The sequence below is a fragment of the Rugamonas brunnea genome (genome assembly GCF_014042345.1).
GTDB lineage: Bacteria > Pseudomonadota > Gammaproteobacteria > Burkholderiales > Burkholderiaceae_D > Rugamonas > Rugamonas brunnea.
In genome coordinates, this window is the sequence record NZ_JACEZT010000027.1 from 16,438 (window position 1) to 37,857 (window position 21,420).

The 21,420-nt window shown below is 64.4% G+C and carries 24 protein-coding genes; 5 read left to right on the forward strand and 19 right to left on the reverse strand.

Annotation, left to right across the window (positions count from 1 at the left end; all coding sequences use genetic code 11):
• Positions 1-95 precede the first annotated feature (95 nt).
• Positions 96-647, reverse strand: coding sequence for a polyhydroxyalkanoate synthesis repressor PhaR (gene phaR, locus H3H37_RS24245; protein WP_182167366.1), 552 nt, complete (start codon positions 645-647; stop codon positions 96-98).
• 230 nt (positions 648-877) lie between these two features.
• A complete protein-coding gene (gene phaC, locus H3H37_RS24250) occupies positions 878-2,620 on the reverse strand; it encodes a class I poly(R)-hydroxyalkanoic acid synthase (protein ID WP_182167367.1) in 1,743 nt (580 codons plus the stop codon).
• A gap of 45 nt (positions 2,621-2,665) precedes the next feature.
• Here phaC and H3H37_RS24255 point away from each other — a divergent pair, with 45 nt between their 5' ends.
• Entirely contained in the window at positions 2,666-2,902 is a 237-nt protein-coding gene (locus tag H3H37_RS24255) for a hypothetical protein (RefSeq protein WP_182167369.1), read from the forward strand.
• 17 nt (positions 2,903-2,919) lie between these two features.
• Here the strand turns inward: H3H37_RS24255 and pgeF are convergent, their stop codons facing one another.
• Together pgeF and H3H37_RS24265 are read right to left on the reverse strand one after the other, a co-directional pair.
• Complete coding sequence (pgeF, locus tag H3H37_RS24260) at positions 2,920-3,735, reverse strand: peptidoglycan editing factor PgeF (protein WP_182167371.1); 816 nt, start codon at positions 3,733-3,735, stop codon at positions 2,920-2,922.
• The gene (locus H3H37_RS24265; RefSeq protein ID WP_182167373.1) at positions 3,735-4,799 is read right to left on the reverse strand and encodes an RluA family pseudouridine synthase; all 1,065 of its coding nucleotides are present in this window, start codon (positions 4,797-4,799) and stop codon (positions 3,735-3,737) included. The genes pgeF and H3H37_RS24265 overlap by 1 nt, the downstream gene beginning before the upstream one ends.
• Before the next feature lie 66 nt (positions 4,800-4,865).
• Between H3H37_RS24265 and H3H37_RS24270 the strand changes: the two genes are divergently transcribed.
• Positions 4,866-5,663, forward strand: a complete 798-nt coding sequence (locus tag H3H37_RS24270) for an outer membrane protein assembly factor BamD (RefSeq protein WP_182167375.1) — start codon at positions 4,866-4,868, stop codon at positions 5,661-5,663.
• Between the two features lie 96 nt (positions 5,664-5,759).
• Here H3H37_RS24270 and yaaA read toward each other — a convergent pair whose 3' ends face one another.
• Positions 5,760-6,530 carry a peroxide stress protein YaaA gene (gene yaaA / locus H3H37_RS24275; RefSeq protein WP_182167377.1) on the reverse strand — a complete coding sequence of 257 codons (771 nt, stop codon included), beginning with the start codon at positions 6,528-6,530 and terminating at the stop codon, positions 5,760-5,762.
• A 36-nt stretch (positions 6,531-6,566) separates the two neighbouring features.
• Here yaaA and H3H37_RS24280 point away from each other — a divergent pair, with 36 nt between their 5' ends.
• The 3 genes from H3H37_RS24280 to H3H37_RS24290 all read left to right on the forward strand — a co-directional run bounded on the left by H3H37_RS24280 (position 6,567) and on the right by H3H37_RS24290 (position 9,439).
• Positions 6,567-7,004 (forward strand): putative toxin-antitoxin system toxin component, PIN family, encoded by a 438-nt coding sequence (locus tag H3H37_RS24280; protein WP_182167379.1) that lies wholly within the window; start codon positions 6,567-6,569, stop codon positions 7,002-7,004.
• A 100-nt stretch (positions 7,005-7,104) separates the two neighbouring features.
• Positions 7,105-8,283, forward strand: coding sequence for a pyridoxal phosphate-dependent aminotransferase (locus H3H37_RS24285; RefSeq protein ID WP_182167381.1), 1,179 nt, complete (start codon positions 7,105-7,107; stop codon positions 8,281-8,283).
• Between the two features lie 58 nt (positions 8,284-8,341).
• Positions 8,342-9,439 (forward strand): HD-GYP domain-containing protein, encoded by a 1,098-nt coding sequence (locus tag H3H37_RS24290; RefSeq protein ID WP_182167383.1) that lies wholly within the window; start codon positions 8,342-8,344, stop codon positions 9,437-9,439.
• A 27-nt stretch (positions 9,440-9,466) separates the two neighbouring features.
• Here H3H37_RS24290 and H3H37_RS24295 read toward each other — a convergent pair whose 3' ends face one another.
• The 14 genes from H3H37_RS24295 to H3H37_RS24360 form a co-directional block, all read right to left on the reverse strand.
• Positions 9,467-10,705, reverse strand: coding sequence for a tetratricopeptide repeat protein (locus H3H37_RS24295; RefSeq protein ID WP_182167385.1), 1,239 nt, complete (start codon positions 10,703-10,705; stop codon positions 9,467-9,469).
• Positions 10,702-11,595: an ExeA family protein gene (locus tag H3H37_RS24300; RefSeq protein WP_182167414.1), complete on the reverse strand. Its 894-nt coding sequence runs from the start codon at positions 11,593-11,595 to the stop codon at positions 10,702-10,704. Before H3H37_RS24300 ends, H3H37_RS24295 begins: the two co-directional genes overlap by 4 nt.
• A gap of 2 nt (positions 11,596-11,597) precedes the next feature.
• The gene (gene mshL, locus H3H37_RS24305) at positions 11,598-13,370 is read right to left on the reverse strand and encodes a pilus (MSHA type) biogenesis protein MshL (RefSeq protein ID WP_182167387.1); all 1,773 of its coding nucleotides are present in this window, start codon (positions 13,368-13,370) and stop codon (positions 11,598-11,600) included.
• A gap of 8 nt (positions 13,371-13,378) precedes the next feature.
• Positions 13,379-13,756, reverse strand: coding sequence for an MSHA biogenesis protein MshK (locus H3H37_RS24310; RefSeq protein ID WP_182167388.1), 378 nt, complete (start codon positions 13,754-13,756; stop codon positions 13,379-13,381).
• Between the two features lie 80 nt (positions 13,757-13,836).
• Positions 13,837-14,643, reverse strand: coding sequence for a type II secretion system protein M (locus tag H3H37_RS24315; RefSeq protein WP_182167390.1), 807 nt, complete (start codon positions 14,641-14,643; stop codon positions 13,837-13,839).
• Positions 14,640-15,359, reverse strand: a complete 720-nt coding sequence (locus H3H37_RS24320) for a hypothetical protein (RefSeq protein WP_182167392.1) — start codon at positions 15,357-15,359, stop codon at positions 14,640-14,642. Before H3H37_RS24320 ends, H3H37_RS24315 begins: the two co-directional genes overlap by 4 nt.
• Positions 15,356-16,183 carry an agglutinin biogenesis protein MshI gene (locus H3H37_RS24325; protein WP_311197586.1) on the reverse strand — a complete coding sequence of 276 codons (828 nt, stop codon included), beginning with the start codon at positions 16,181-16,183 and terminating at the stop codon, positions 15,356-15,358. Before H3H37_RS24325 ends, H3H37_RS24320 begins: the two co-directional genes overlap by 4 nt.
• Positions 16,184-16,431: 248 nt before the next feature.
• Positions 16,432-16,914, reverse strand: coding sequence for an agglutinin biogenesis protein MshP (locus H3H37_RS24330; protein WP_182167396.1), 483 nt, complete (start codon positions 16,912-16,914; stop codon positions 16,432-16,434).
• The gene (locus tag H3H37_RS24335) at positions 16,911-17,798 is read right to left on the reverse strand and encodes a type II secretion system protein (RefSeq protein WP_182167398.1); all 888 of its coding nucleotides are present in this window, start codon (positions 17,796-17,798) and stop codon (positions 16,911-16,913) included. The genes H3H37_RS24330 and H3H37_RS24335 overlap by 4 nt, the downstream gene beginning before the upstream one ends.
• Positions 17,798-18,421 carry a prepilin-type N-terminal cleavage/methylation domain-containing protein gene (locus H3H37_RS24340; protein WP_182167400.1) on the reverse strand — a complete coding sequence of 208 codons (624 nt, stop codon included), beginning with the start codon at positions 18,419-18,421 and terminating at the stop codon, positions 17,798-17,800. The genes H3H37_RS24335 and H3H37_RS24340 overlap by 1 nt, the downstream gene beginning before the upstream one ends.
• The gene (locus tag H3H37_RS24345) at positions 18,411-19,010 is read right to left on the reverse strand and encodes a pilus assembly FimT family protein (protein WP_182167402.1); all 600 of its coding nucleotides are present in this window, start codon (positions 19,008-19,010) and stop codon (positions 18,411-18,413) included. The genes H3H37_RS24340 and H3H37_RS24345 overlap by 11 nt, the downstream gene beginning before the upstream one ends.
• 48 nt (positions 19,011-19,058) lie before the next feature.
• On the reverse strand, positions 19,059-19,589 hold the full coding sequence (locus tag H3H37_RS26185) for a type II secretion system protein (RefSeq protein WP_311197588.1): 531 nt from the start codon (positions 19,587-19,589) through the stop codon (positions 19,059-19,061).
• A gap of 70 nt (positions 19,590-19,659) precedes the next feature.
• Positions 19,660-20,115 carry a type II secretion system protein gene (locus H3H37_RS24355; RefSeq protein WP_182167404.1) on the reverse strand — a complete coding sequence of 152 codons (456 nt, stop codon included), beginning with the start codon at positions 20,113-20,115 and terminating at the stop codon, positions 19,660-19,662.
• Positions 20,116-20,183: 68 nt separating this feature from the next.
• The gene (locus tag H3H37_RS24360; RefSeq protein ID WP_182167406.1) at positions 20,184-21,419 is read right to left on the reverse strand and encodes a type II secretion system F family protein; all 1,236 of its coding nucleotides are present in this window, start codon (positions 21,417-21,419) and stop codon (positions 20,184-20,186) included.
• Position 21,420: the final 1 nt, after the last annotated feature.

A 21,420-nucleotide genomic window follows, 5' to 3' on the forward strand; every position in this document is an offset into this window, starting at 1 on the left:
TTTGATACCGGATGAGTCGGTGGCGGCCGCGGCCGCCCCTGAAAAAACGGCACAGGCACTCGCGTGCTGTGCCGTCTGGCCGCGCGGGACGAGGATTACTTCTTGTCGGTCGGCGGGGTCGGCACGAACGGGAAGGCGCCAAATATCGTCTTGCTCTGGTTCTGCATCTGTTCTTGCATCTGCACGAACAGGCTCTTGCTCTGGTCGATGTAGTTGTTCATCATGCCCTGCATCATCGGCCCCTGCACATTCATGAACTGGGTCCACATTTCCGGGCTGAACGGCTTGCCCTCGAAGGTGCTGCCCGTGAATTTGCGCTGGATGTCGGTGAAGGCCTGGATATTCTTTTCCAGATACGAGCCCATCATACCCTGCATTGCATGACCGTAGTAGCGGATGATCTGCGCCAGCACGGCGCTGGAGAACATCGGCACGCCGCTCGCTTCTTCTTCCAGGATGATCTGCAGCAGGATACTGCGGGTCAGGTCTTCATTGGTCTTGGCGTCGACCACCGTGAATTCTTCGTTGTCGAGCACGAGCTGCTTGACATCGGTGAGGGTGATGTAGGAACTGGTCTGCGTGTCATACAGACGGCGGTTGGGATATTTCTTGATCAAACGGTCTGCATTTTTTTTCGCACTACTCATCACAAGTCCACTTATTGCGCCGCAGCGCGTACTTTAACAAATCGAAAAAAAAGCGAACTTCGGTCCGCTTTCCCACCCGCCTACTTTGCCTATTATAGAGTGGAAAAACTGGTATATGCACGTCCACTTATAACTTTTGAGCTTTTATTGCAACGCAACGGGAATTGCAGGCAACCAATTGACGCGGCGCGCGCGGGGCCAAAGCGCAGCCCCGCGCGGTGCGCCAGTGCTTAGCCGGCCTTTACCTTCACGTAGCGGCCGGGCGCCGCCTCGATCGGCTGGTACTTGGCATTGCCATGCTGGGCCGGGGCCTTCACGTCCTTGCCGCCATGTTCGGCCAGGAATTCGGCCCACTGCGGCCACCAGCTTCCCTTGTGCTCGGTGGCGCCAGCGAACCAGTCTTCGGCCGCCACCGGCTTGGCGTTCTTGCCGCCTTTGGCGGGCGTGTCGTTGACCCAGTAGCTGCGCTTGCCCTTGGAAGCCGGATTGATCACGCCGGCGATGTGGCCCGAGGCGCCCAGGATGAAGCGGTTGGCCTTGCCCTTGCCCGGATTGAGGATGCCCAGCGAACCGTAGGCCGAGGTCCACGGCACGATGTGGTCTTCGCGCGACGCGTAAATAAAGGTGGGCGCATCGATCTTGCCCAGGTCAACTTTCTGGCCGGCCACGGTCAGCTTGCCCGGCACCTTGAGGCTGTTCTCCAGGTAGGTGTTGCGCAGATACCAGCAGAACATGGGGCCAGGCAGGTTGGTGCTGTCCGAGTTCCAGTACAACAGGTCGAACGGCGGCGGCTCGTTGCCCTTCAGGTAGTTCGACTGCACGTAGTTCCACACCAGGTCGTTCGGACGCAGGCTGGAGAAGGTGCTGGCCAGGTCGCTGCCCTTCATCAGGCCGCCCTTGCTCAGCATGCTCTCGCGCATGGCCACCTGGCTTTCATCGACGAACACGCTGATCACGCCCGTGTCGCTGAAGTCGAGGAAGGTGGTCAGCAGGGTCAGGCTGGCGGCCGGGTGTTCGCCACGGCCGGCCAGCACGGCCAGCGCCGTGGAAATGATGGTGCCGCCCACGCAGAAGCCCAGCATGTTCATCTGGTCCTGGCCCGAGATCTCCTGCACCACGCGGATGGCCTCGATCACGCCCTGGTCCACGTACTGGTCCCAGGTGGTCTTGTCCAGCGACGGATCCGGATTGCTCCACGAGACGAGGAACACGGTATTGCCCTGCTCCACCGCGTACTTGACCAGCGAATTTTCCGGCTGCAGGTCGAGGATGTAGTATTTGTTGATGCACGGCGGCACCATCAGCAGCGGACGCTGGTGCACGGTGGCCGTGGCAGGCGTGTACTGGATCAGCTGGAACAGCGGATTCTCGTACACCACCTGGCCCGGCGTGGTGGCCAGGTTGCGGCCCACTTCGAACGCCGTCTCGTCCGACAGCGAGATATGGCCCTTGTTCATGTCGGCCAGCATATTGGCCAGGCCGCGCGCCAGGCTCTCGCCCTTGGTTTCGATCAGCTTCTGCTGCGCTTCCGGGTTCGTCGCCAGGAAATTGGCGGGCGACATGGCGTCCACAATCTGCTGCACGGCGAACTGGATGCGCTGCTTCTGCTGGGGCGCCGCGTCCACCGCGTCGGCCATGGCGGTGAGGAAACGGGCGTTAAGCAGGTATGATGCTGCACTGAACGAGGACATGGCGCTGCCCTGCCATGCCGGCGTGGTGAAGCGGCGGTCGGCCATGGCTGGCGGCTTGCCGGCCATGAACTGCTGCCACAGCTCACCGACATTGGCCATGTAATCGTTTTTGAGTTGCTCGATGGTTTCAGGTTCGATGGCGGCGCCCACTTCCTTGAGCAGCGCGGCGACCGGGTTGGCTTCCGCCTCCGGCACCATTTTGAACCAGGATTGCCATTGGCCGGGGTCGCGCAGGTGCGACATCCATGCGTTGGCAATGACTTGAGGATCGGGCAAATTCATGTGTGATTCCCTAAAAATAGTTAAATTTTCTTACCAAGACTGCTTATGCTGATTGTCGCTATCGCATGGATCTACGTCGTGGGGCTGATGGCCCTGACGGAACCCACCGTTGTTGCCGGGATTGTAACGTTTTTGTTCTACTGCGTGGTGCCACTGGGGATATTGTTCTATCTGGCCGGCTCGCGCAAGCGCAAGGCGCGCCGTGTGGCCCAGGAACAGGCGGCCCATGCGGCCCGGATGGCGGCCCGCGAAGCTGGCGGGGATCAACCCGCCAAGGACTGAAGCGGCCGCCCCCGCCCTCATTTGAGCCACACCAGGCTCGCCTGCCGCCCCGTGACGCGGTCGCGCCGGTAGGAATAGAAGCGGCTGGCGTCCGTCACCGTGCAGTATTCGCCGCCGGCCACGCGCTCGACGCCATCGGCGCGCAGCATGTGGCGCGCCAGCGCGTAGATGTCGGCCAGGTATTTGCCGGGCTGGCCGGGCCTGGCGACGAAGGCCGAGTGCACCCGCTGCCGGCCTTGCGCATCGGCGGCGCCGGCCAGGAAGGCATCGAGCACATCGGCGCCCACCTCGAACTGCGACGGGCCGATGGCCGGTCCCAGCCAGGCAAGAATCTCGTCCGCGCCGGCCGCGCGCATGGCCGCCACGGTGCGGCCCACCACCCCACCAGCCAGCCCGCGCCAACCCGCGTGCGCCGCCGCCACCACCGTGCCGGCCCGGTCGCAGAACAGCACGGGCAGGCAGTCGGCCGTCATCACGACGCACACGGCGCCGCGCGTGGTGGCGATGCTGGCATCCGCCTCGAACGCGCCGGCGTAGTTGTCCGCGCCGGCCGCCTGGGCCGCCGAGACGGCCGCCGCGTCGGCCACCACCGTGCCATGCACCTGCGTCAGCCAGGCCGGCTCGGCCGGCAGCACGGCGCGCAGCCGGGCGCGGTTTTCCAGCACGTGCGCGCGCGTGTCGTTGACGTGCACGCCAAGATTGAGGCCGCCCCCGCCCGCCCCGTCATCGTACGGCGCAGGACTCACGCCGCCCTGGCGGGTGGTGGACAGCGCCCCCACGCCGGCCGGCAGGTCCGGCCAGTGGGGGATCAGCCACGATGGATGGTCCGGCATCAGTCCTGGCCCGCCTCGTCATCAGGCTCACGGCCCGGTTCGGCGATGCCGGCCTTGGCGATCAGTTCCGCGAAGTCGTCGGCCAGCGGCACCGTCCACTCGCAGTGCTCGCCCGTGGCCGGATGCACCAGGCCCAGGCGGCGCGCCTGCAGCGCCTGGCGCGGGAAGATGTTGGCCAGGTGCTGCTTGCCGTAGGTAACGTCGCCCACCAGCGAAAAGCCGATCGACATCATGTGCACGCGGATCTGGTGGGTGCGGCCCGTCTCCAGGCGGCACTGCACCAGGCTCACGGGACGGCGGTCCAGCTCGCCCGACGCCAGCACTTCGTAGTGCGTGATGGCGGGCTTGGAACCCATGCTGGTGGACACGGCCATCTTGATGCGGTCCTTCGGATGGCGGCCCATGGAGGCGTCGATGGTGCCGCTCTGGCGCGGGGTGCCCCACACCAGCGCGTAATACTCGCGCTTGACGGTGCGGGCGGCCAGCTGGCGCACCAGGTCGGTCTGCGATGGCAGCGTCTTGCCGACCACCATCAGGCCGCTGGTATCCTTGTCCAGCCGGTGCACGATGCCGGCGCGCGGCACGCCCGCCAGCTGCGGGCAATGGTGCAGCAAGCCGTTGAGCAGGGTGCCCGACCAGTTGCCGGCGCCCGGATGCACGACCAGCCCGGCCGGCTTGTTGATGACGATCAGGTGCTCGTCCTCGTACACGATATTCAGCGGCACCGGCTCGGGCTTGAAGGCCACGTCCTCGGGCGCCGGCTGCGGCAGGATGACGATGTGCTCGTCGCCATACACGGTATCCTTGGTGCTGCGGGCAGGCTTGCCGTCCACGGTGACGAAGCCGTCCGTGATCCACATTTGCAGGCGGCCGCGCGAGAATTGCGGCACCAGGTGGGAAATGACCTTGTCGAGACGCTGGCCGCAGACGTCGGACGTCAGTTGCAGTTCGATCGGCGCCAGGCCGTCGTCGCCGTCATCGGCCAGCAGCTCGCCCTCGAAATCATGGTCAAATTCCGTATCGGAGGTAGAATCGGCCGGATTCGGCTTTGGAGTTAATATCACAGCATTCCCATCGGCTATAATCAGCCCATTGTAAAACTTTGGTTAAACAGCTTCTTGCACAACTTTATGCAAAAAAAATTATCGGTAGTCGCAGCAACTGTCGTTCTGCTTGGTTTGTCCGGTTGCGGTCTCCTGCCCGAGAAAGTCGATGAGACCAAAGGCTGGAGCGCTTCGAAATTATACTCGGAGGCGATGGAAGAACTCGAGGGTCAACATTACGAACGTGCGGTGCAATTGTTCGAGAAGCTGGAAGCGAGCTATCCGTTCGGCACCTACGCGCAACAGGCGCAGATGGAAATCGCCTACGCTTACTACAAGTCGCAAGACCAGGCCCAGGCGCTGGCGGCCGTGGAGCGCTTCATCAAGCTGCACCCGAACCACGCCAACGTCGACTATATGTACTACCTGCGCGGCCTGATCAACTTCAACGACCAGATCGGCTTCCTGAATTTTGTCTACGAACAGGACCCGACCGAGCGCGACCCGAAGGCCACGCGTGAAGCGTTCACCGCCTTCAAGGCCCTGGTCGACAAGTTCCCGAACAGCAAATACACGCCCGACGCCATCGATCGCATGAAATACCTGATCAATGCGATGGCGTCGTATGAAGTGCACGTGGCGCGTTACTACTACCGTCGTGGCGCCTACCTGGCGGCCGTCAACCGCGCCATGGGCGCCGTCAACGACTACCGCGACTCGCCGGCCATCGAGGAAGCGCTGTACATCATGTACCGTGGCTACGACAAGATGGGCATGACCGTGCTGCGCGACGACACCCTGCGCGTGCTCAAGCTGAACTACCCCAAGACCGCTTTCCTCGACGAAGGCGTGAAGGCCGAGCGCCACTGGTGGAAGATCTGGTAAAGAAGATTGTCGTTGCTCCCCCGGAGCAACGACTTCCCGCGCAGGCGGGAACGACGCATAGAGCTTGGCGTTAGGATGGATTGACCCCGGTTTGGGTCAATCAGCCACGCGGCGGCGGAAGATCCAGGTCTTGGCGTTGGAATCTTCCGCATGGAAGGCATAGCCATCGACCGTGAAGTCCTTCAGCCGCTCGGGGTCGGTGATGCCGTTGACGGCCGCGTAACGGGCCATCAACCCGCGCGCCCGCTTGGCATAGAACGAAATGATCTTGTACTTGCCGTTCTTCCAGTCCTCAAACTGGGGCGTGACGACCGGCATCGCCAACTGGCGCGGCTTGACGGACTTGAAATATTCCTCTGACGCCAGGTTGACCAGCGTCTTCGCGCCCTTCTCCTCGGCCGTACGGTTTAGCGCGTGGGTGATGGTGTCGCCCCAGAACGCGTACAAGTCCTTGCCGCGCGGATTGGCCAGCCGCGTGCCCATCTCCAACCGGTGCGGGTGGATCATGTCCAGCGGGCGCAGCATGCCGTACAGGCCGGACAGGATGCGGATGCGCGATTGCGCATAATCGAGCTGGCCCGGCGTCAGCGTGCGCGCCTGCAAGCCGGCGTAGACGTCGCCGTTAAAGGCCATCACGGCTTGCCGGCCTTCCGCCGGGTCTGGCGACCACGAAGCGTAGCGGGTCACGTTCAGGTGCGACAGCGCGTCGGAGATATCCATCAGGCTGCCCACTTCGGCCGGCGAGAATTCGCGCAGGCGGGCTATCAACTGGGCCGAGTGATCGAGAAAATCTGGCGTGGTTTGCAACTTGGTGGTGGGAGGCGTCTCCAGGTCGAGACTTTTGGCGGGCGAAAGCACTATCAGCATAAGAATCCAGAACAACACATTTACAGAATTGCCGACATGATACCTGTTCCACCGAAACGCATCGTGCTAGACACCAATGTCTGCCTCGACCTGTTCGTCTTCAACGACCCGCGCTGGTCCGCGCTGCTGGCCGCCATTGAGAGCGGCGCCGTGGAAGCGATCACGCGCGAGGATTGCCGCGCCGAATACCGGGTCGTGCTGCACTACCCCCACCTGCCGCTGGACGAAGCAAGCCGTCCCGTGAGCGAAGCGCGCTTCGACGCGCTGATCAAGGTGGTGGCGCCGCCCGTCTCCGGCGTGCGCCTGCCCGTGTGCAGCGACCGCGACGACCAGAAATTCCTGGAACTGGCGCGCGACGCCCAGGCCGACATCCTCATCACCAAGGACAAGGCGCTGCTCAAGCTGGCCCGCCGGCTGGCCAAGGCCGGCATGTTCCGCGTGATGGTTCCGGAAGCCTGGTCGCTCGAAGGCTGATACCGGCAGTCCCGCGCGGCTCGCCAGGCCGCCTTTTTGGCAACACGCGTGCTGGTGCCCTGCGCTAGAATAAGCACAAGCCCATCACTTGCACTCCGTCATGAACCAGCCGCACCACCCGCCCGTCACGCCCGCCCTGACCAGCCGTTTGCCCAAGGTGGGCACGACGGTGTTCACCCGCATGTCGCAACTGGCGGCTGAATCGGGCGCGGTCAACCTCGGCCAGGGTTTCCCCGACTTCGCGTGCGAGCCGGCGCTGGTGGACCTGGTCACGGAAGCCATGCGCGGCGGCCATAACCAGTACCCGATGATGACGGGCGTGCCCGCGCTGCGCGCCGCCATCGTCGCCAAGATCGCCGCGATCTACGGCCACCAGTACGACGCCAACACGGAAATCACGGTCACGGCTGGCGCCACCGAGGCGCTGACCACGGCCATCCTGTGCTGCGTCCACCCGTGCGACGAAGTGATCGTGATCGAACCGGCCTACGACAGCTACCTGCCCGCCATCGCGCTGGCCGGCGGCGTGCCGGTGCTGGTGCAGATGACGGTGGACGCGGACGGCTACCGCGTGCCCTGGGACCAGGTGGCCGCCGCCGTCACGCCGCGCACCCGGCTCATCATCGTCAACACCCCGCACAACCCCACCGGCAGCGTGCTGCGCGCGGCCGACCTGCAAGCGCTGGCCGACATCGTGCGCGGCACCAACATGCTGATCCTGTCGGACGAAGTGTACGAACACATGGTCTACGACGGCCAGCGCCACGAATCGATGTGCCGCTACCCGGAACTGGCGGCGCGCAGCTTCGTCGTCTCCAGCTTCGGCAAGACCTACCACGTCACCGGCTGGAAGGTCGGCTACGTAGCCGCGCCGGCCGCGCTGAGCGCCGAGTTCCGCAAGGTCCACCAATACAACGTGTTCAGCGTTAACACCCCCATGCAGCACGGCCTGGCCGGCTACATGGCAGATCCGGCGCCCTACCAGCAATTGCCCGCGTTCTACCAGCGCAAGCGCGACCTGTTCCGCGACGGCCTGAGGGGCAGCCGCTTCGAACTGTTGCCGGCCGACGGCACCTATTTCCAGTGCGTGCGCTATGAACGCATTTCGTCGCTGCCCGAAGCGCTGTTCGCGGAGTGGCTGACGAGCGAAGTGAAAGTGGCCGCGATTCCGGTCTCGGCGTTTTACCAGCGCAGCCAGGAGTCGGGCATCGTCCGCTTCTGCTTCGCCAAGAAAGAGGAGACGCTGGCACTCGCCTTGCAGCGATTGACCAGCCTATAAAAATCAGCCTGCCGGTCCCCCATGCGGGCGCAGGCAGGCCAGCAGGACGGGAAAGATCATGGTGCAACGTCGCATTACCCTCAAGGATCTGGTGCTGGGCGAGCCGCTGCGGTGGGACTTGTTCGGCGCCGACTCGGGCGGCCGCCCGCTGCTGCACAAGGGCCAGATCGCGGCCGACGACAAACAGCTGCACACGCTGATCGACGCCGGCCTGTTCGCCGAGGAAGAACCGCCGCCCTCGGTGCTGCACCAGCTCAACCAGTGCAACCGGCGGCTCGAACGCATGCTGCGCGACCTGCGCAACGAGCACAACGCGGAAGCGGAACTGCGCGACATCGCACGCGACGTGATCGCCGCCGTCGAACTCAATCCCGACATCGCCCTGGCCTGCATCTTCCTGGCCCAGATCGCCGGCACCTATGCCGTGCGTCATTGCATCGAGACGGCCGTGGTGGTGGTCGTCGTCGCGCGCGGCATGGGCAAGCCGCCGGCGGAAATCCTGACCGTCACAGCCGCCGCGCTGACCATGAACGTGGGCATGCTGCGCCACCATGACACCTTCCAGAACAAACGCATGCCGCTCACGCGCGAGGAAATGGCCATCGTGCGGCGCCATCCCGAAGACAGCGCCGACCTGCTCAAATGCGCCGGAGTCAAGGATGAGGAATGGATTTCCTGCGTGCTGCTGCACCATGAGAACGACGACGGCAGCGGCTATCCGGCCGGCGTGGCACGTCCCGCCGTGACGCAGAACGCCAAGCTGATCAGCCTGGCCGACCGCTACTGCGCCCAGGTGTCGGCCCGCAATTACCGCTGTTCCATCCTGCCCGACCAGGCCCTGCAGGCGGTACTCACCGATCCCGCCATCCCGGTCGACAAGGAGCTGGCCGAGCATTTCGCGCGCGAGCTGGGCAGCTACCCGCCCGGCTGCCTGGTGCGCCTGCAGAATGGTGAAATCGGCGTGGTACGCCAACGCAGCGGCAATGGCGCGCTCGGCATATCCAGCCTGCGCGACGGCGCCGGCATCGTCCTGACGCCGGCCGCGCCCCGCAGCACGCAGGATGCGCAGTGCGCCATCGCGGCTGTACTCAGCGAGGATGAAGCGGCGGTACGCTTCAGCATGAAACAGATCTGGGGCGCACAGGCCAGCCTGTAGCGACGACAACCGGCGCCAAAACCGGTGTCAACGCCCCAGCGCTTCCAGCTTGCGGTCGATGAAGGCCTGCAATTCGGGCGTCAGGCCGCCGGCTGCCTTGGCGCGCGTGTAGGCGACGCGCGCTTCGGGCAGGCGCTTTTCGGCTTGCAGGGAAATGCCAAGGCCCATCCACCACACACCTTTCTGCGGCGCCAGCTTCAACGCGGCTTGATAGTGCTCCGCCGCTTCGCCATGGCGCTGCGCCCGTTGCAGCACGCCGGCCACAAAGCCCTGGTATTCGGCGTTGTCGCCCGCATAGGGCAGCGTGCGCAGCAAGGTGTCCAACGCGGGACCGCCGTTTTCCAGTTGCAGACGGGCCAGCAGCATGGCCATGTCCGGCTGGCGGGCGTCCAGTGCCAGCGCTTGCTGCAACTGCTGGATCGCCTCGTCCGTGCGATGGTTCTCGATCAGCAGCGTGACCAGCGTCTGGCGCGCTGCCTCGTGGCGTGGGGCAAGTTCGACGGCCCGCTGTAATTCCGCCATCGCTTCCGCATTGCGGCCTTCCTGCAAATCCTGCAGCGCACGGCGGTATCGGTTTTCAGCCAGCTGAGCCGGGCCGAGGTCGCGGCTGACGCCTCCAGCCGCCTGCGCGCCCTCCTCCTTGTTCGCCGGCTTGGACTGTGGCTTGGCCTTCTCGCCGTGGCGGCTGGCCAGCCCGTCCTTGTGACGTTCCGCTTTGCTGTGCGCGTTGGCTTCGCGCGCGTCGTGCTTGTGCGCGTCATGCTTGCGCTGGTGTGGGCGCGGCGCAGCAGCACTGTCCACGTCGTCGCTCAAGACAGGCCCGGTCGTGTCCGCGCCTCGGTGACGTGCGGGGGCGGACGCTCCGGCAAGGTGACTTGCGGGAACCGCCATCTCGGCAGCGGCTGCCACGGGCGCAGGAGCGGGTACAGCGGCAGCATCGCCGCCGGCATTGACTACCGACGCCTGCTCGGAGGCCGCCGCCGGCGCGGGCGCGGGCGCAGACGCCGGCGCCTGCGCCTGCGCCTGCGGCACCACCACCATCACCGGCGCCGGGCGTGGCTTCACGGTGTGGCTGGTGAAATAATGCCAGCCCCACCAACTGCCCGCCGCCAACCCCACCATCCCCACGGCGCCGACGCCCAACAACACCGGCAGCATGCGCTTGCGCGGCGCAGCCACGGGACGCAGTTCCTGTTCGCCGGGCGCCGCGCCGGGCTTGCCGCCGCGCGCGTCCAGATCTTGCAACATCTTGTTAATCAGGCTCATTTGTTCAGCGCCCACGTCAATCCGCACGCCGCCACCAGCGCACTGGTGGCAAGGGCGGCCATCCACGGCCAGCGCGCGCGGCGCACGCCGATGGTGTCGGCAGCAGCCAGCTGCACGTGACTGCGCGCCACCTGCTGCTTGCCCTGACCATACGCCAGCATCAGCGACTTATGGGCCATGATGTTGATCAGCCGGGGAATCCCGCCGCTGGCACGGTACAGCACGCTGATGGCGCCACGGCTGAACAGCCGGCTGCCGGTAAAGCCCGCCACCCGCAGGCGGTGCGCCAGGTAATATTCCATGTCGTCGCGCGTGAGCGGTCCCAGGTGGTAGTGGAAGGTGATGCGCTGCGCCAGCTGGCGGATGGAATCGAGCTGCAAATGCTGGTTCAATTCCGGCTGGCCGAACAGCACGATTTGCAGCAGCTTGCGCTTTTCCGTTTCGAGGTTGGTCAGCAGCCGCAAGGCTTCCAGGCTCTCCAGCGGAATCGCCTGCGCCTCGTCCAGGCACAGCAGCACGCGCTTGTCCTGCGCCGCCAGTTCCATCAGGCGCGAGGTGATCGCCTTGAGCAACTGGTGCTGGTCCACGTCGCGCGCCAGCGTGAGCGACAGTTCATCGGCCAGCGCCAGCATCAGCGAGCGCGGTTCCAGATAGGGATTGGGAATGTAGGCGGTGACGAATTCCTCGCCCAGCGTGGTGATGAACTTGCGGCACAACAGCGTCTTGCCCGTGCCGACTTCGCCGGTGATCTTGATGAAGCCTTCCCCGCTGCGGGCCGCCACCAGCAAGGTGTTGAGCGCCTCCTGCGAATGCGGGCTGGTGAAGAAGAAGCTGGTGTCGGGCGTGATGCCGAACGGCGCCTCCTTCAGGCCGAAGTGCTGCAAGTACATCATCAGTTGCGCTCCTTCAGGCCGCGCGGGTCGAGCTCCTTGACGCGGCGGCCCGTCTCCAGCAAGTCTTCGTTCCAGTCGCTGCCCTCGGCCACGATGGTGGGCTTGATCAGCACCACCAGTTCGCGCTTCTGCATCACGTCGCTGGTGTTGCGGAACAGCGCGCCCAGCACTGGCACATTGCCCACGCCCGGCACCTGCGAACGGTCGGTGGTCGTGGCTTGGCGCATCAGGCCGCCAATCGCGACCACCCGGCCATCCTGGCCGCGCACCATGCTGTCCATTTCGGAAGTGGACGAGGCGGCCAGCGGCAGGCTCAAATTGCCCGCCGTGCCCAGGTTGATGCCCTTGTTCACGGTCGACACCTGGCTCACGGACGGGTGGACGTGCAGCGTCACGTTGCCATGGTCGTCGATCTGCGGCGTCACGTCCAGCACCACGCCGGAGAAGAACGGCTGCAGCGTCACACTGGGCGACACCACGCCGCTGCCGGTGCCGTTGGTGGTGGTGGTGGTGCTCACGCCGGTGACGAAGAATTCATCGGTACCGATTTTCAGCACGGCTTTCTGGTTGTTCAGCGTGGCGATGCGCGGGCTGGACAACACGTGCACCGTGCCCTGCGATTCCAGGAACGAAATCAGGGCCGCGAAATTACTGGTCTGGAACGCCAGTCCGAACAGCGAGCCGGCCGCGTCGGCCGCGCTGCCCAGCGACACGCCGGTGGTGGCCGTAATGCCGCCCTTGCCCGCGCTGGCGATGGCCGTCTGCGGCGAGTTGAGCGGATTGAGCGAGGTGCCGGGCGTGAGGAAGCCGCCCGAAATCTTGTTGTTGCCATGGCCGTCGCGGAAGTTGGCGAAGCCGGCCCAGTTGATGCCGGTCTGGTAGCCGCTGTTCAGTTCAACTTCCAGGATCTTCGCTTCCAGGATCACCTGGCGGTCGACGGAAAGCTGGGTCGCTTTCAGGTACTGGTCCACGCTGCGCAGTTCATCGGGCATGGCCTTGATCAACAACACGCCCGATTGCGGGCTGATGACGACCTTGCGGCCATCCTTGCCCACCGGGACGATGGCTTCCAGCGCATCCTTCAGCTCGCCCCAGAAATCGCTGTTCGACGCGGTGCTGACGTTGCTCGCGTCGCGCTGGCGCTGACCGCCGGCGGTTGGATTGGCGGGATCGGTGGGGACGTTGTTGTTCTGGTTATTCTGGTTGTTCTGATTATTCTGGCCGCCGCTATTGCTGGTTCCGGCGTTGGCCACCGAGGTGGACGTCACGCGCAGGCTGGAACTGCCCTTGCGCGTCGCATTCAGATACTGGACGCGGAACATGCGGGTCTGCATGGTCAGCGGACGGATGTAGATGCGGCTGCCTTCCACGCGGTAATCGTAGCCATACAGTTCGCGCACCGCATCCAGCGCCTCGAACAGCGTCACATCCTTGAGGTTGGCCGTGATGGTGCCGCTGACGTTGGGATCGATCAGCATGTTGTAGCGGGTGCCGGCCACCAGCGAATTGAAGAACTGCTGCACCGGCACGTTGTTGAATGAGACGTTGAAACGCTCCTCCAGCACCGTGCGCGACTTGGGCAATTGCTCGGCCAGTTGGGCGGCAGGCGGCAGCAAGGCGCTGGCCACGGCATCGTTCTGCGACGGCGCGGCCGGTTTTGCGGCAGCCGACGCCAGCTCGGCGCCGATCTTGTCGTAGGTGTCGCGAGTGGACTGGGTGGCGCAGCCGGCCAATGCCAGGGCCATGGTCGGCACGATCAGTAATTTATGCATAATCAATCTCAGTCTATATTCGCTGGCGGTTGCGTTGCCTGTTGCGCTGGCTGCTGCGTTGCTTGTTGCGCCGGTTGTTGCGTTGGCATTTTAGTGATGTGCCGCTTGCCGGCCTTGGCGCCATGTTCGGCGCTATCCGGGTACAGCGTCAGCACCTGGGTCTTGCCGCCACGGCGCAGCACCGCATGGTTCTTGTCCACCTTGACCAGCAAGGCGCCATTGAACTTCTCGCCGCGCCGCACGGTCTGGCCGTCGATCACGGCCACTTGCCGCCCGTTGCTGCCCACCAGCACGGATTGCAGTTGCGGCCCCTTGGTTTCGGGTGGCGCCGCCTCCACGCCCATCGCCTGCCGGGCTTCCGGTGGCGGCACGGTGGGATCGGGCAAACCTTGGGCGCAAGCGCATGAAGCCCACAGCAGTATGGGCAACAACGCCGGCAGTCGCTTGCGCATGTGCGATGGGCGGCTCACAGTTTCATCCATTTCGTATCCAGGCTCAGGGTGTACAGGGTCAGCGTCAGGCGCGAGCTCGGGTACTGGCCCGCGTCCAGCTTCGCCTTGCCCCAGAACAGTTGGCTGGGCAACGCTTGCAACGCATCCATGTACTGGACCATGTCGGCATAGCTTCCTTGCAGGACAATTTCTACACCGTGCCGGTACAGCAGTTCCCTCGGCTTGGACGCAGCCGGTGCAGCAGCCACGGCGTTCGCGGGCTGGGCCGCCGCGTTGGTGGCCGGTGCGCCGGGAGCCGCCTGCGTGCCAGCCTGCCCAGCTTGGCCGGCCACGCCAGCCGCAGCGGGTTGCTGCGGCGAGGTGATCGCCGGCGCGCCCGTTTCCAGCCTGGCTTCGCTCAAGCCGCTGACCGGCAAGGTCTTCATGGACAACAAGCGCAACTTGCCGTTGCCGCGGAGGATATGCTCAAGCAGCGGCGCGATCTTCTCCGGCGCCACCAGTCCCTTTTGCATGTTCTGCAGCGCGGCACTGCCCTCGTCGATTTGTTTTTGCAACGATTGCAGGCGCGCGCGCCCTTCAGCATCGGGATCGACCACGAAGGCGGCTGCCATCTGCGCGATCTCCCGGTCGATGCCGGCGATCTGGTTCTGTTGCTGGTTGATCTGCGCCAGCAATACCTTCTGCTTCGCCAGCAACGGTTCCATCACCATCGTAAAGGCGAGGAAAACGATGCTGGCGGCGACGGCTGCGAACACCATCACGCGCTCGCGCAAGGTCATGGCGTCGAGCCGGGTGCACAACTTGATCCACTGTGCTTTCATTTGGCGGCCTCCGGCATGGCCGATTGCAGGCTGAATTCAACGTAAGGCGACAAGGCCGCGCCCTGCCCGGCCCCGGCGCCCGAGACCGGCTTTGCACCTGCTACCGGCGTCGTTGCGCCCGCCGCCGGTGCCGCGCCCGCCACCTGCGCAGCCGCCGCTGGTGCGCCCTCGGGCCGCGCGATCTGCAAACTGGCGAAAGTACGGCCGTGCATGACCTTCTCCGTCGTCAAGCGCGCGATATAGCTGGGAATCAGCGTCGGCTGCATGGCCTTGCCTTGCAGGCCTATGCCGTTGCCCGCACCTTCGATCGTCAGCCCCGTCAGCCACAAGCCGCTGACGTTCTGGCGCGCGAACGCGCGGAAATACTCGGCGTAGCCGGTCCGGTCACCCAGCGCGCCGCTGCGCAGCACCCCTTCCACGTCATGCAGCGACGCCAGCCGCGCCTCCGCTTCCGCGATGTTGGCGGCGATCACCGGGCTCTTGGGACGCGGCGCGAACTGGGCCACCGCCTTGTTCAGCATCGTCTCACGCCCCGCCAGCACGGTCTTGCCGGTGGCCGCACTGCGTTCGAGCATGCCGACCTTGTACGATGCGTACCACGTCAACGCGACCGTGCCGACCAGGATCAGCGCCAGCGATTCCAGCATGGGAACGGCGCCGAACACCTTCTTCTGTTTCAGGAAGATGGGATTGAACAGGTTGATCTGCTGGCTCACAGCGCCACCTCCTCAACCCGCAATGCCGCGCCCAACGTGAGGAAGAAACGCTGCTGCTGCGCCACGTCCTGCAATTCCGGGTGCTTGCCCAAATCAAAGACATCGCTGAGCTCCATCGCCTCGACCGGCATGTACATATTGCTGGCCAGGTGTTCATGCAGGCCTTCCGCACCAGTGGGCGCCAGCAGCAGCTTGGAGACGCTGACGAAGTTGAACTGGCGGTCGAAGTGGTCAAGCGAGCGTTGCAGTTCCAGCGTGATCTTGTCGAAGCACGCGTGCTGCTTGTCCGTATCCGGCTCCAGCAATTGCGGCAGCGTCACCTCGATCCGGCGCGCCAGGTACAGTTCACCCTTGAAAGTGATGGTCAGCAAGCCACCATCGTCGTGGAAAGACAGCATCGCCAGACCGCGTCCCGGCGGCTCCAGCAAGGCCGAGATGTTCCGCTGCGCCATTTCGGGAATGTCGATCACGGTCAGCGGGATCTTCGCCTCGCTGAACAATTCCTGGCACGACTGGATCAGGCTGTTGCGCGCGGCCACGGCGAACATGGAATGGCTGCGCGATCCGCCGGCGCTGTCGATGGGTATGTCGAGCACGTCGATGGTGGCGTCGTCGATATGGAAGTCCAGCATGTCCTTCAAGCGCCAGCGCACGGCCGTCTTCAGTTCTTCCGGTGGCACGTTGGGCGCCTCCACGGTGAGCAACTGGTATTCGCCGCCGGACAGCAAGGTGCCGCAGTGCTTGCGGGCGGCGTGCAGTTCCTTGCCGCCCCGTTCCAGGGCCTCGGCGGACCGGCTTGGCTGGGCCGGGAAAAAGGCCGCCACGTCCACCGTCGGTTTACCATCGCGGGCGCGCTTGACGCTGCCTGCGCATATGCCCTCGCTGTGAAACGAGAGCGTCAGCCAGCCATCATTTTTTTTTGCTTTAGAAAAGAAACCCATGCCGGCCATCTAGTGATTGAGCGCGCCGCAAAAGGCTGCGCTGCGCTTGATTATATTCAAAGCACATGGAAAATTTGCGGGATTGTTGCATTCCGCCCCCAAAAACGTCAGCTTTTTCACGCCTGTCCTCATCAAAGCTGCGCCTCCACCACGCGCTGCGCGTAATCGGGTCCCTTGCTCGCATTCGGGCAGCCGCTGGCGCCCGGCTGATTGCAGGCCGTGGCCCGTATCCAGAAGTGCTCCGTGCCGCCCGCCAGGCCCGCGTTCGCGCCGCAAGTGATCGTGACGCTGAAGGCCGACAAGGTGGTGTTGGCCGGCAAGGGGAACGTGACGCCGGAGCCGGCCGCCTTGGGGCAGCCGAGGCTGGCCGATGGTCCTGCGCCGGCGCCGCTGCGCAAGGCCCGCCACAGCGCCCATTCCAGCCCGGCCCGCGCGGCCTGGTAGGCGCGCGCGCCCTGCTGGTCCTGCGCGGCGCCCGCTTGCTGCGACGTCACCACGGATACGATGGCCACGCCGAGCCCGGCAAGGGCCACCAGCAGGAAGATGGCGGTCACGATACCGATGCCGGCCGCCCGCCGCATGGCCCGGATGCGCGAATAGTGTGGATGGATCATGGCGTATTCTCCACGGCGGCCTGATGCGCGAGCGTGACCGTTTCGTTGCTGTTGGCGCGGCCCACGATCAAGGTGATACCGACCAATCCGCTATGCACGTTCTGTAGCTGCGTGTACGAAAAATTGCAGCCCGCGACGTTGCTGGCCAGGATGGCGTGCTGGATGGTCTGGCCCGGCGGATTCGACATGGACGACGGATCGGTCTGGCTGGTATTGAATTGATAGTTCCAGTAGCGCGTCAATTCCATGCCGCCCGTGGCCGCCGGCGCGCAGCGGAACGTAACCGGCTGCGTGGCCACGCTGAAGCGCTGCGTGGGCGAGGTGTTCGGAATGCCATTGACGGGCACGGCGAACGGATTGCTGACCAGCGTCACCACATTGTTCACCGGTGCCGATGCCACCTGCGCCCGGTTGCCGCCGGCGTAGGCATCGGCCGTCACGTAATCGGGTCCCAGGTTATAGATCACGATGTAGTCGCCGGCCACGATGTTGTACGGGAAGGCGGGCATGTCGCCCACCACCTTGAAGGTCTTGTTGGCCGCATTCTGGAAGTCCAGCGCCGGGCTGCCCGCGTTGTCGTCCACGGACAGATAGGTGCCAGCCGCCTTGGTGGGAATGAATTCCAGCAGCACCACGCTGCCCGACGTCATCACGCGCACGCTGTTCGGCAAGGCGCTGTGCAGTTCGCGGGTGATGCGGCGCAGCGCCAGATCGGCCACGTCGCTCATTTCCGCCCTGCCCGCCGCGTCCACGTAATTCTGCACGGGACGGCGGATGAACAGCACCATGATGCCGGCCAGGATGCTCGTGATCACCATCACGACGATCATTTCGATCAGCGTGAAGCCGCGCGCCGTCGAGGGAGGGATACGGATGGCCATCATCAGTCCGTCGTCCTCGGTGCATAACGCGTGCGGTAGCCGTCCAGCGTGACGTCGTTGCCACTGCCGTAGTTGACGTTGATCGTGATGTGCAGCACCTCCATGTTGGCCGGCGTATCATCGCCCGTCACGGCCATGCCGGACGGGCCCAGCGTGGCCGGTTCCATGGCGACCGTGGCCGTGAAGCCCGTCAACGGTGTGCCCACGCCACCCATGGCGGTGCCGGCCGCGTCCACCAGCTGGCTGCCGCTCAGAAAGGATTGCTGGGCCGTGCTTTTGGCTGTCACGTAATCATTCACGTTGTTGTAGGGACGGGTTTCGCCATTCTCGGGGCCGAAGGCTTCCACTGTCGTTGCGCATTTGGTGGTGTCGCCGGGCGCGCCAACGGCGGCGCTGGTGGCCGTGGCGGCGTTGGCGTCGGACGGGTCGCAGAACGTGAAGCGGGCTTGCTCCACTTCCTCCATCAGTGCCTCGGCCAACAGCAGGGCCTGCTTGCGGCGGGCCGGCTCGGCGCTGGCCTTGGTGGACATGTTCAGCAGTTGCAGCACCGTGACGGCGGCCACGCCCATGATGACCATGAACATCACCAGTTCGATCAGGCTCAGGCCGCGTTGCTTAGTGTACATAGCCCGTCTCCGCTTCCACGACGACGTTGACGCTCGTGCCGCCACCACTGACGGTGATGATGAGCGGCGTGGTGAAGGTGGAAGCCGTGCCCAGAGGATTGGCGGCATCGGCCGCGTTGTAGGGACGGCCCATGGCATCGAAGAAGAACATGCCACCCGCGCCCACTTCGGTGGCACGGCTGGCGGTCACGGTGAGGGTGTCCGGTTTGCCTTCGCACATCCAGGTGGACAGGTAGCTGCCGCCGATCTGGCACTGGGCCTTGGTGTAGGAGCTGCCGCTGTTGTTGCCGCCCGGCGCGGGGATGGCATCGGTCGCCGCACAGGCCGCTTGCACGCACAGTCCGAAACGGTTGCCGGTCGCGCTCACGTACACGGGGCGGTTCTGGGCAATCGCCAGCTTCTGGCCATAACGGATGACGGCCTTGGCCTGGTCCGCATATTCGCGCGCCTGGATAGGTCCATTGTTGAAGAAGCGCGCCACAGCGACTGCAGCCAGCACGCCCATCACCACCATCACCGTGACGAGTTCGACGATGGTGAAGCCGGCGGCGCGGCACTCCTGCCCCACCGCGCCGCCTCGCCAATTCATGCGGGCCAAATTTCCAGACTCAGCCACAGGCCAGGGCCTGGCTAGTGCTTATTGGCAGGTGCTCTTAGTGAGCGTCACCACGGGCGGCGTATTGGCGTTTGCTGCTTGCTGATACGACAGGAAGCACGTTTCCGCCGTAGCCGTTCCCTTGATGCTGTTGGGAACCACCACAAATCCGTTGGCCGGAATGGCCGGCACGTGTGCCGCTGTGGCGCTCGTAGCCGAGCCGGTGGGATTGGCCGTGATTTCGTAATCGTTGGAGGTCAGACCTGCCGCGTTAGCCGTGTTGACGTCCGCTGCCGGATACGACGAGGCCAGGTTGATCTGGATGCTATCGTTGGTGATCGTGGTGGCCTGCGGATTAAGCAGCGACTGTCCATGCACCATGGCCGCCGTCGTATTCAGCGCGCCTTGCGCCGCCTGCAACGATGCAATGCGCGCATCGCCCCCAAGGCTCGCGAATCGTGGCAAGGCAGTCGCCGCCAGAATCCCCAGGATGACAATCACGACGATCAGCTCGATCAGGGTGAAACCAGCCTGTGCGGACGGACGGACGCTGTGCATTGCTTGCTTGTTCATTGACTTCTCCAAATCGCCATTCAAATCAGAAATTCACAAGGGACAGGGCGCGGCGAGCAGTTGGGCGGCGCTAGTCATTCACTTGCTCAAAGGTCACACCTGCGTTCTCAGATGCTCCTGACGGCTTGGCGACTTTTGTGGGCAAGCGCAACAATTTTACCTTGAATTTCAATAGTTTCGCGGGAGCATTTCCAAAAGATTCGCGGTTATTTAACAAATAAATCAGCGTCTTATCATGCCGGTCGAAGTACCAGTTTCCAGGTGGCAATTCGTTGTTGTCAGGAGAGAAATATTCCCCTAGGTAATTTGCTGGTTTGCGGTCCAGCAGCGCGATGGGATTTTGCGCCGCCAGCACACCGAGGTCGACCGCCCGGCCCGGCAATTGCGCCTGCGTCAGCTCGACATCCAGCGCTGCGCGGATGTTGGACGCCACTTCCTGCACGGCCACCAGTTCCGCCTGTTCCTGGTAAAACGCCACCCGCTCCAGCAACACCCCGGCCAGGATGGCCAGGATGGCGACCGCCACGGCGAACTCGAAGCGCGTCGCGCCGCGTTGCCGCCACCGTTGCAATCGCCCAACAGGCGGCCGCGTTTTCATTTGTGCAGGGCCACTTTGCCCAGGTCCCAGATCGGCAGGAAGATGCCCAGCGCCAGCACCAGCACCAGCACGCCCAGGAAAGTGATCAGGATCGGTTCGATCTGGGCCGACAAGGTCTTCAATTCATAATCGACTTCGCGCTCGTACATCTGGGCGATCTCGTCCATGAGGTCGTCGAGCGCGCCGGTCTCCTCGCCCACCGCGATCATCTGCAGCACCACGGGCGTGAACACGCCGGCCGCCGCCGCCGTGCGCAGGATGCTGTCGCCGCGCTCCACGCCGTCGCGCATCTGCTCCACGCGGGCGGCCAGGTAGGCGTTGTCCACCGTCTGCGCCACCACCGTCAAGCCCTGCACGATGGGCACGCCGCTGCGGGCCGACAGCGCGAAACTGCGCGCGAAGCGGGCCATCGTGCCCTTGAGGATGATCTTGCCCGCCACCGGCACCTTGAGCTTGAACTTGTCCCAGCGGTAGCGGCCCTTGGCCGTGGCGATCCAGGCCCGGAAGCCGAACACGGCCGCCACCACCATCGCCACCAGCAAGGGCCAGTAATGGACGGTGAAATTGGAACTGCCGATCAGGATGCGCGTCATCAGCGGCAATTCGGCATGGAACGATTCGAACACCTTGACGAAGGCGGGAATCACGAAGATGTTCACGATTACCATGGCCGCTACCATCGCCACCACCACGAAGGTCGGGTAGCGCATGGCCGTCTTGACCCGCTCGCGCATGTCGCGGTCGAACTCCATGTGGTCGAACAGGCGCAGGAACACTTCCTCCAGCCGGCCCGTCATCTCGCCCACCCGCACCATGGACAGGTAGAACGGCGTGAACACAGTCGGATGGCGGCGCATCGCGGCAGACAGCTCGCGGCCCGAATCGAGCGATTCGCGCATGTCCTTGATCACCCGGCCGAAGGCCTTGCTGACGGCCGACTCCTGCAGCCCGGCCAGCCCGCGCATGATGGGCACGCCGGCCTTGAGCAAGGTGTACAACTGGCGGCTGAACAACTGCACGTCCATCGCCGTCACCTTCTTCTCCATCAGCTTGACCCACCACGCGTCGCCGTTCGAGGCCTCCGTGGCGGCGCGCTTGGTGACGCTGATGTCGATCGGCGTCACGCCCGTATTAAAAAGCTGGTCGGCCACGGCGCCGCTGTCGGCCCCTTCCAGTACACCCTGCATCAGTTCGCCGCGCGCGTTGCGGCCCTTGTAGGCATAAAGCGGCACG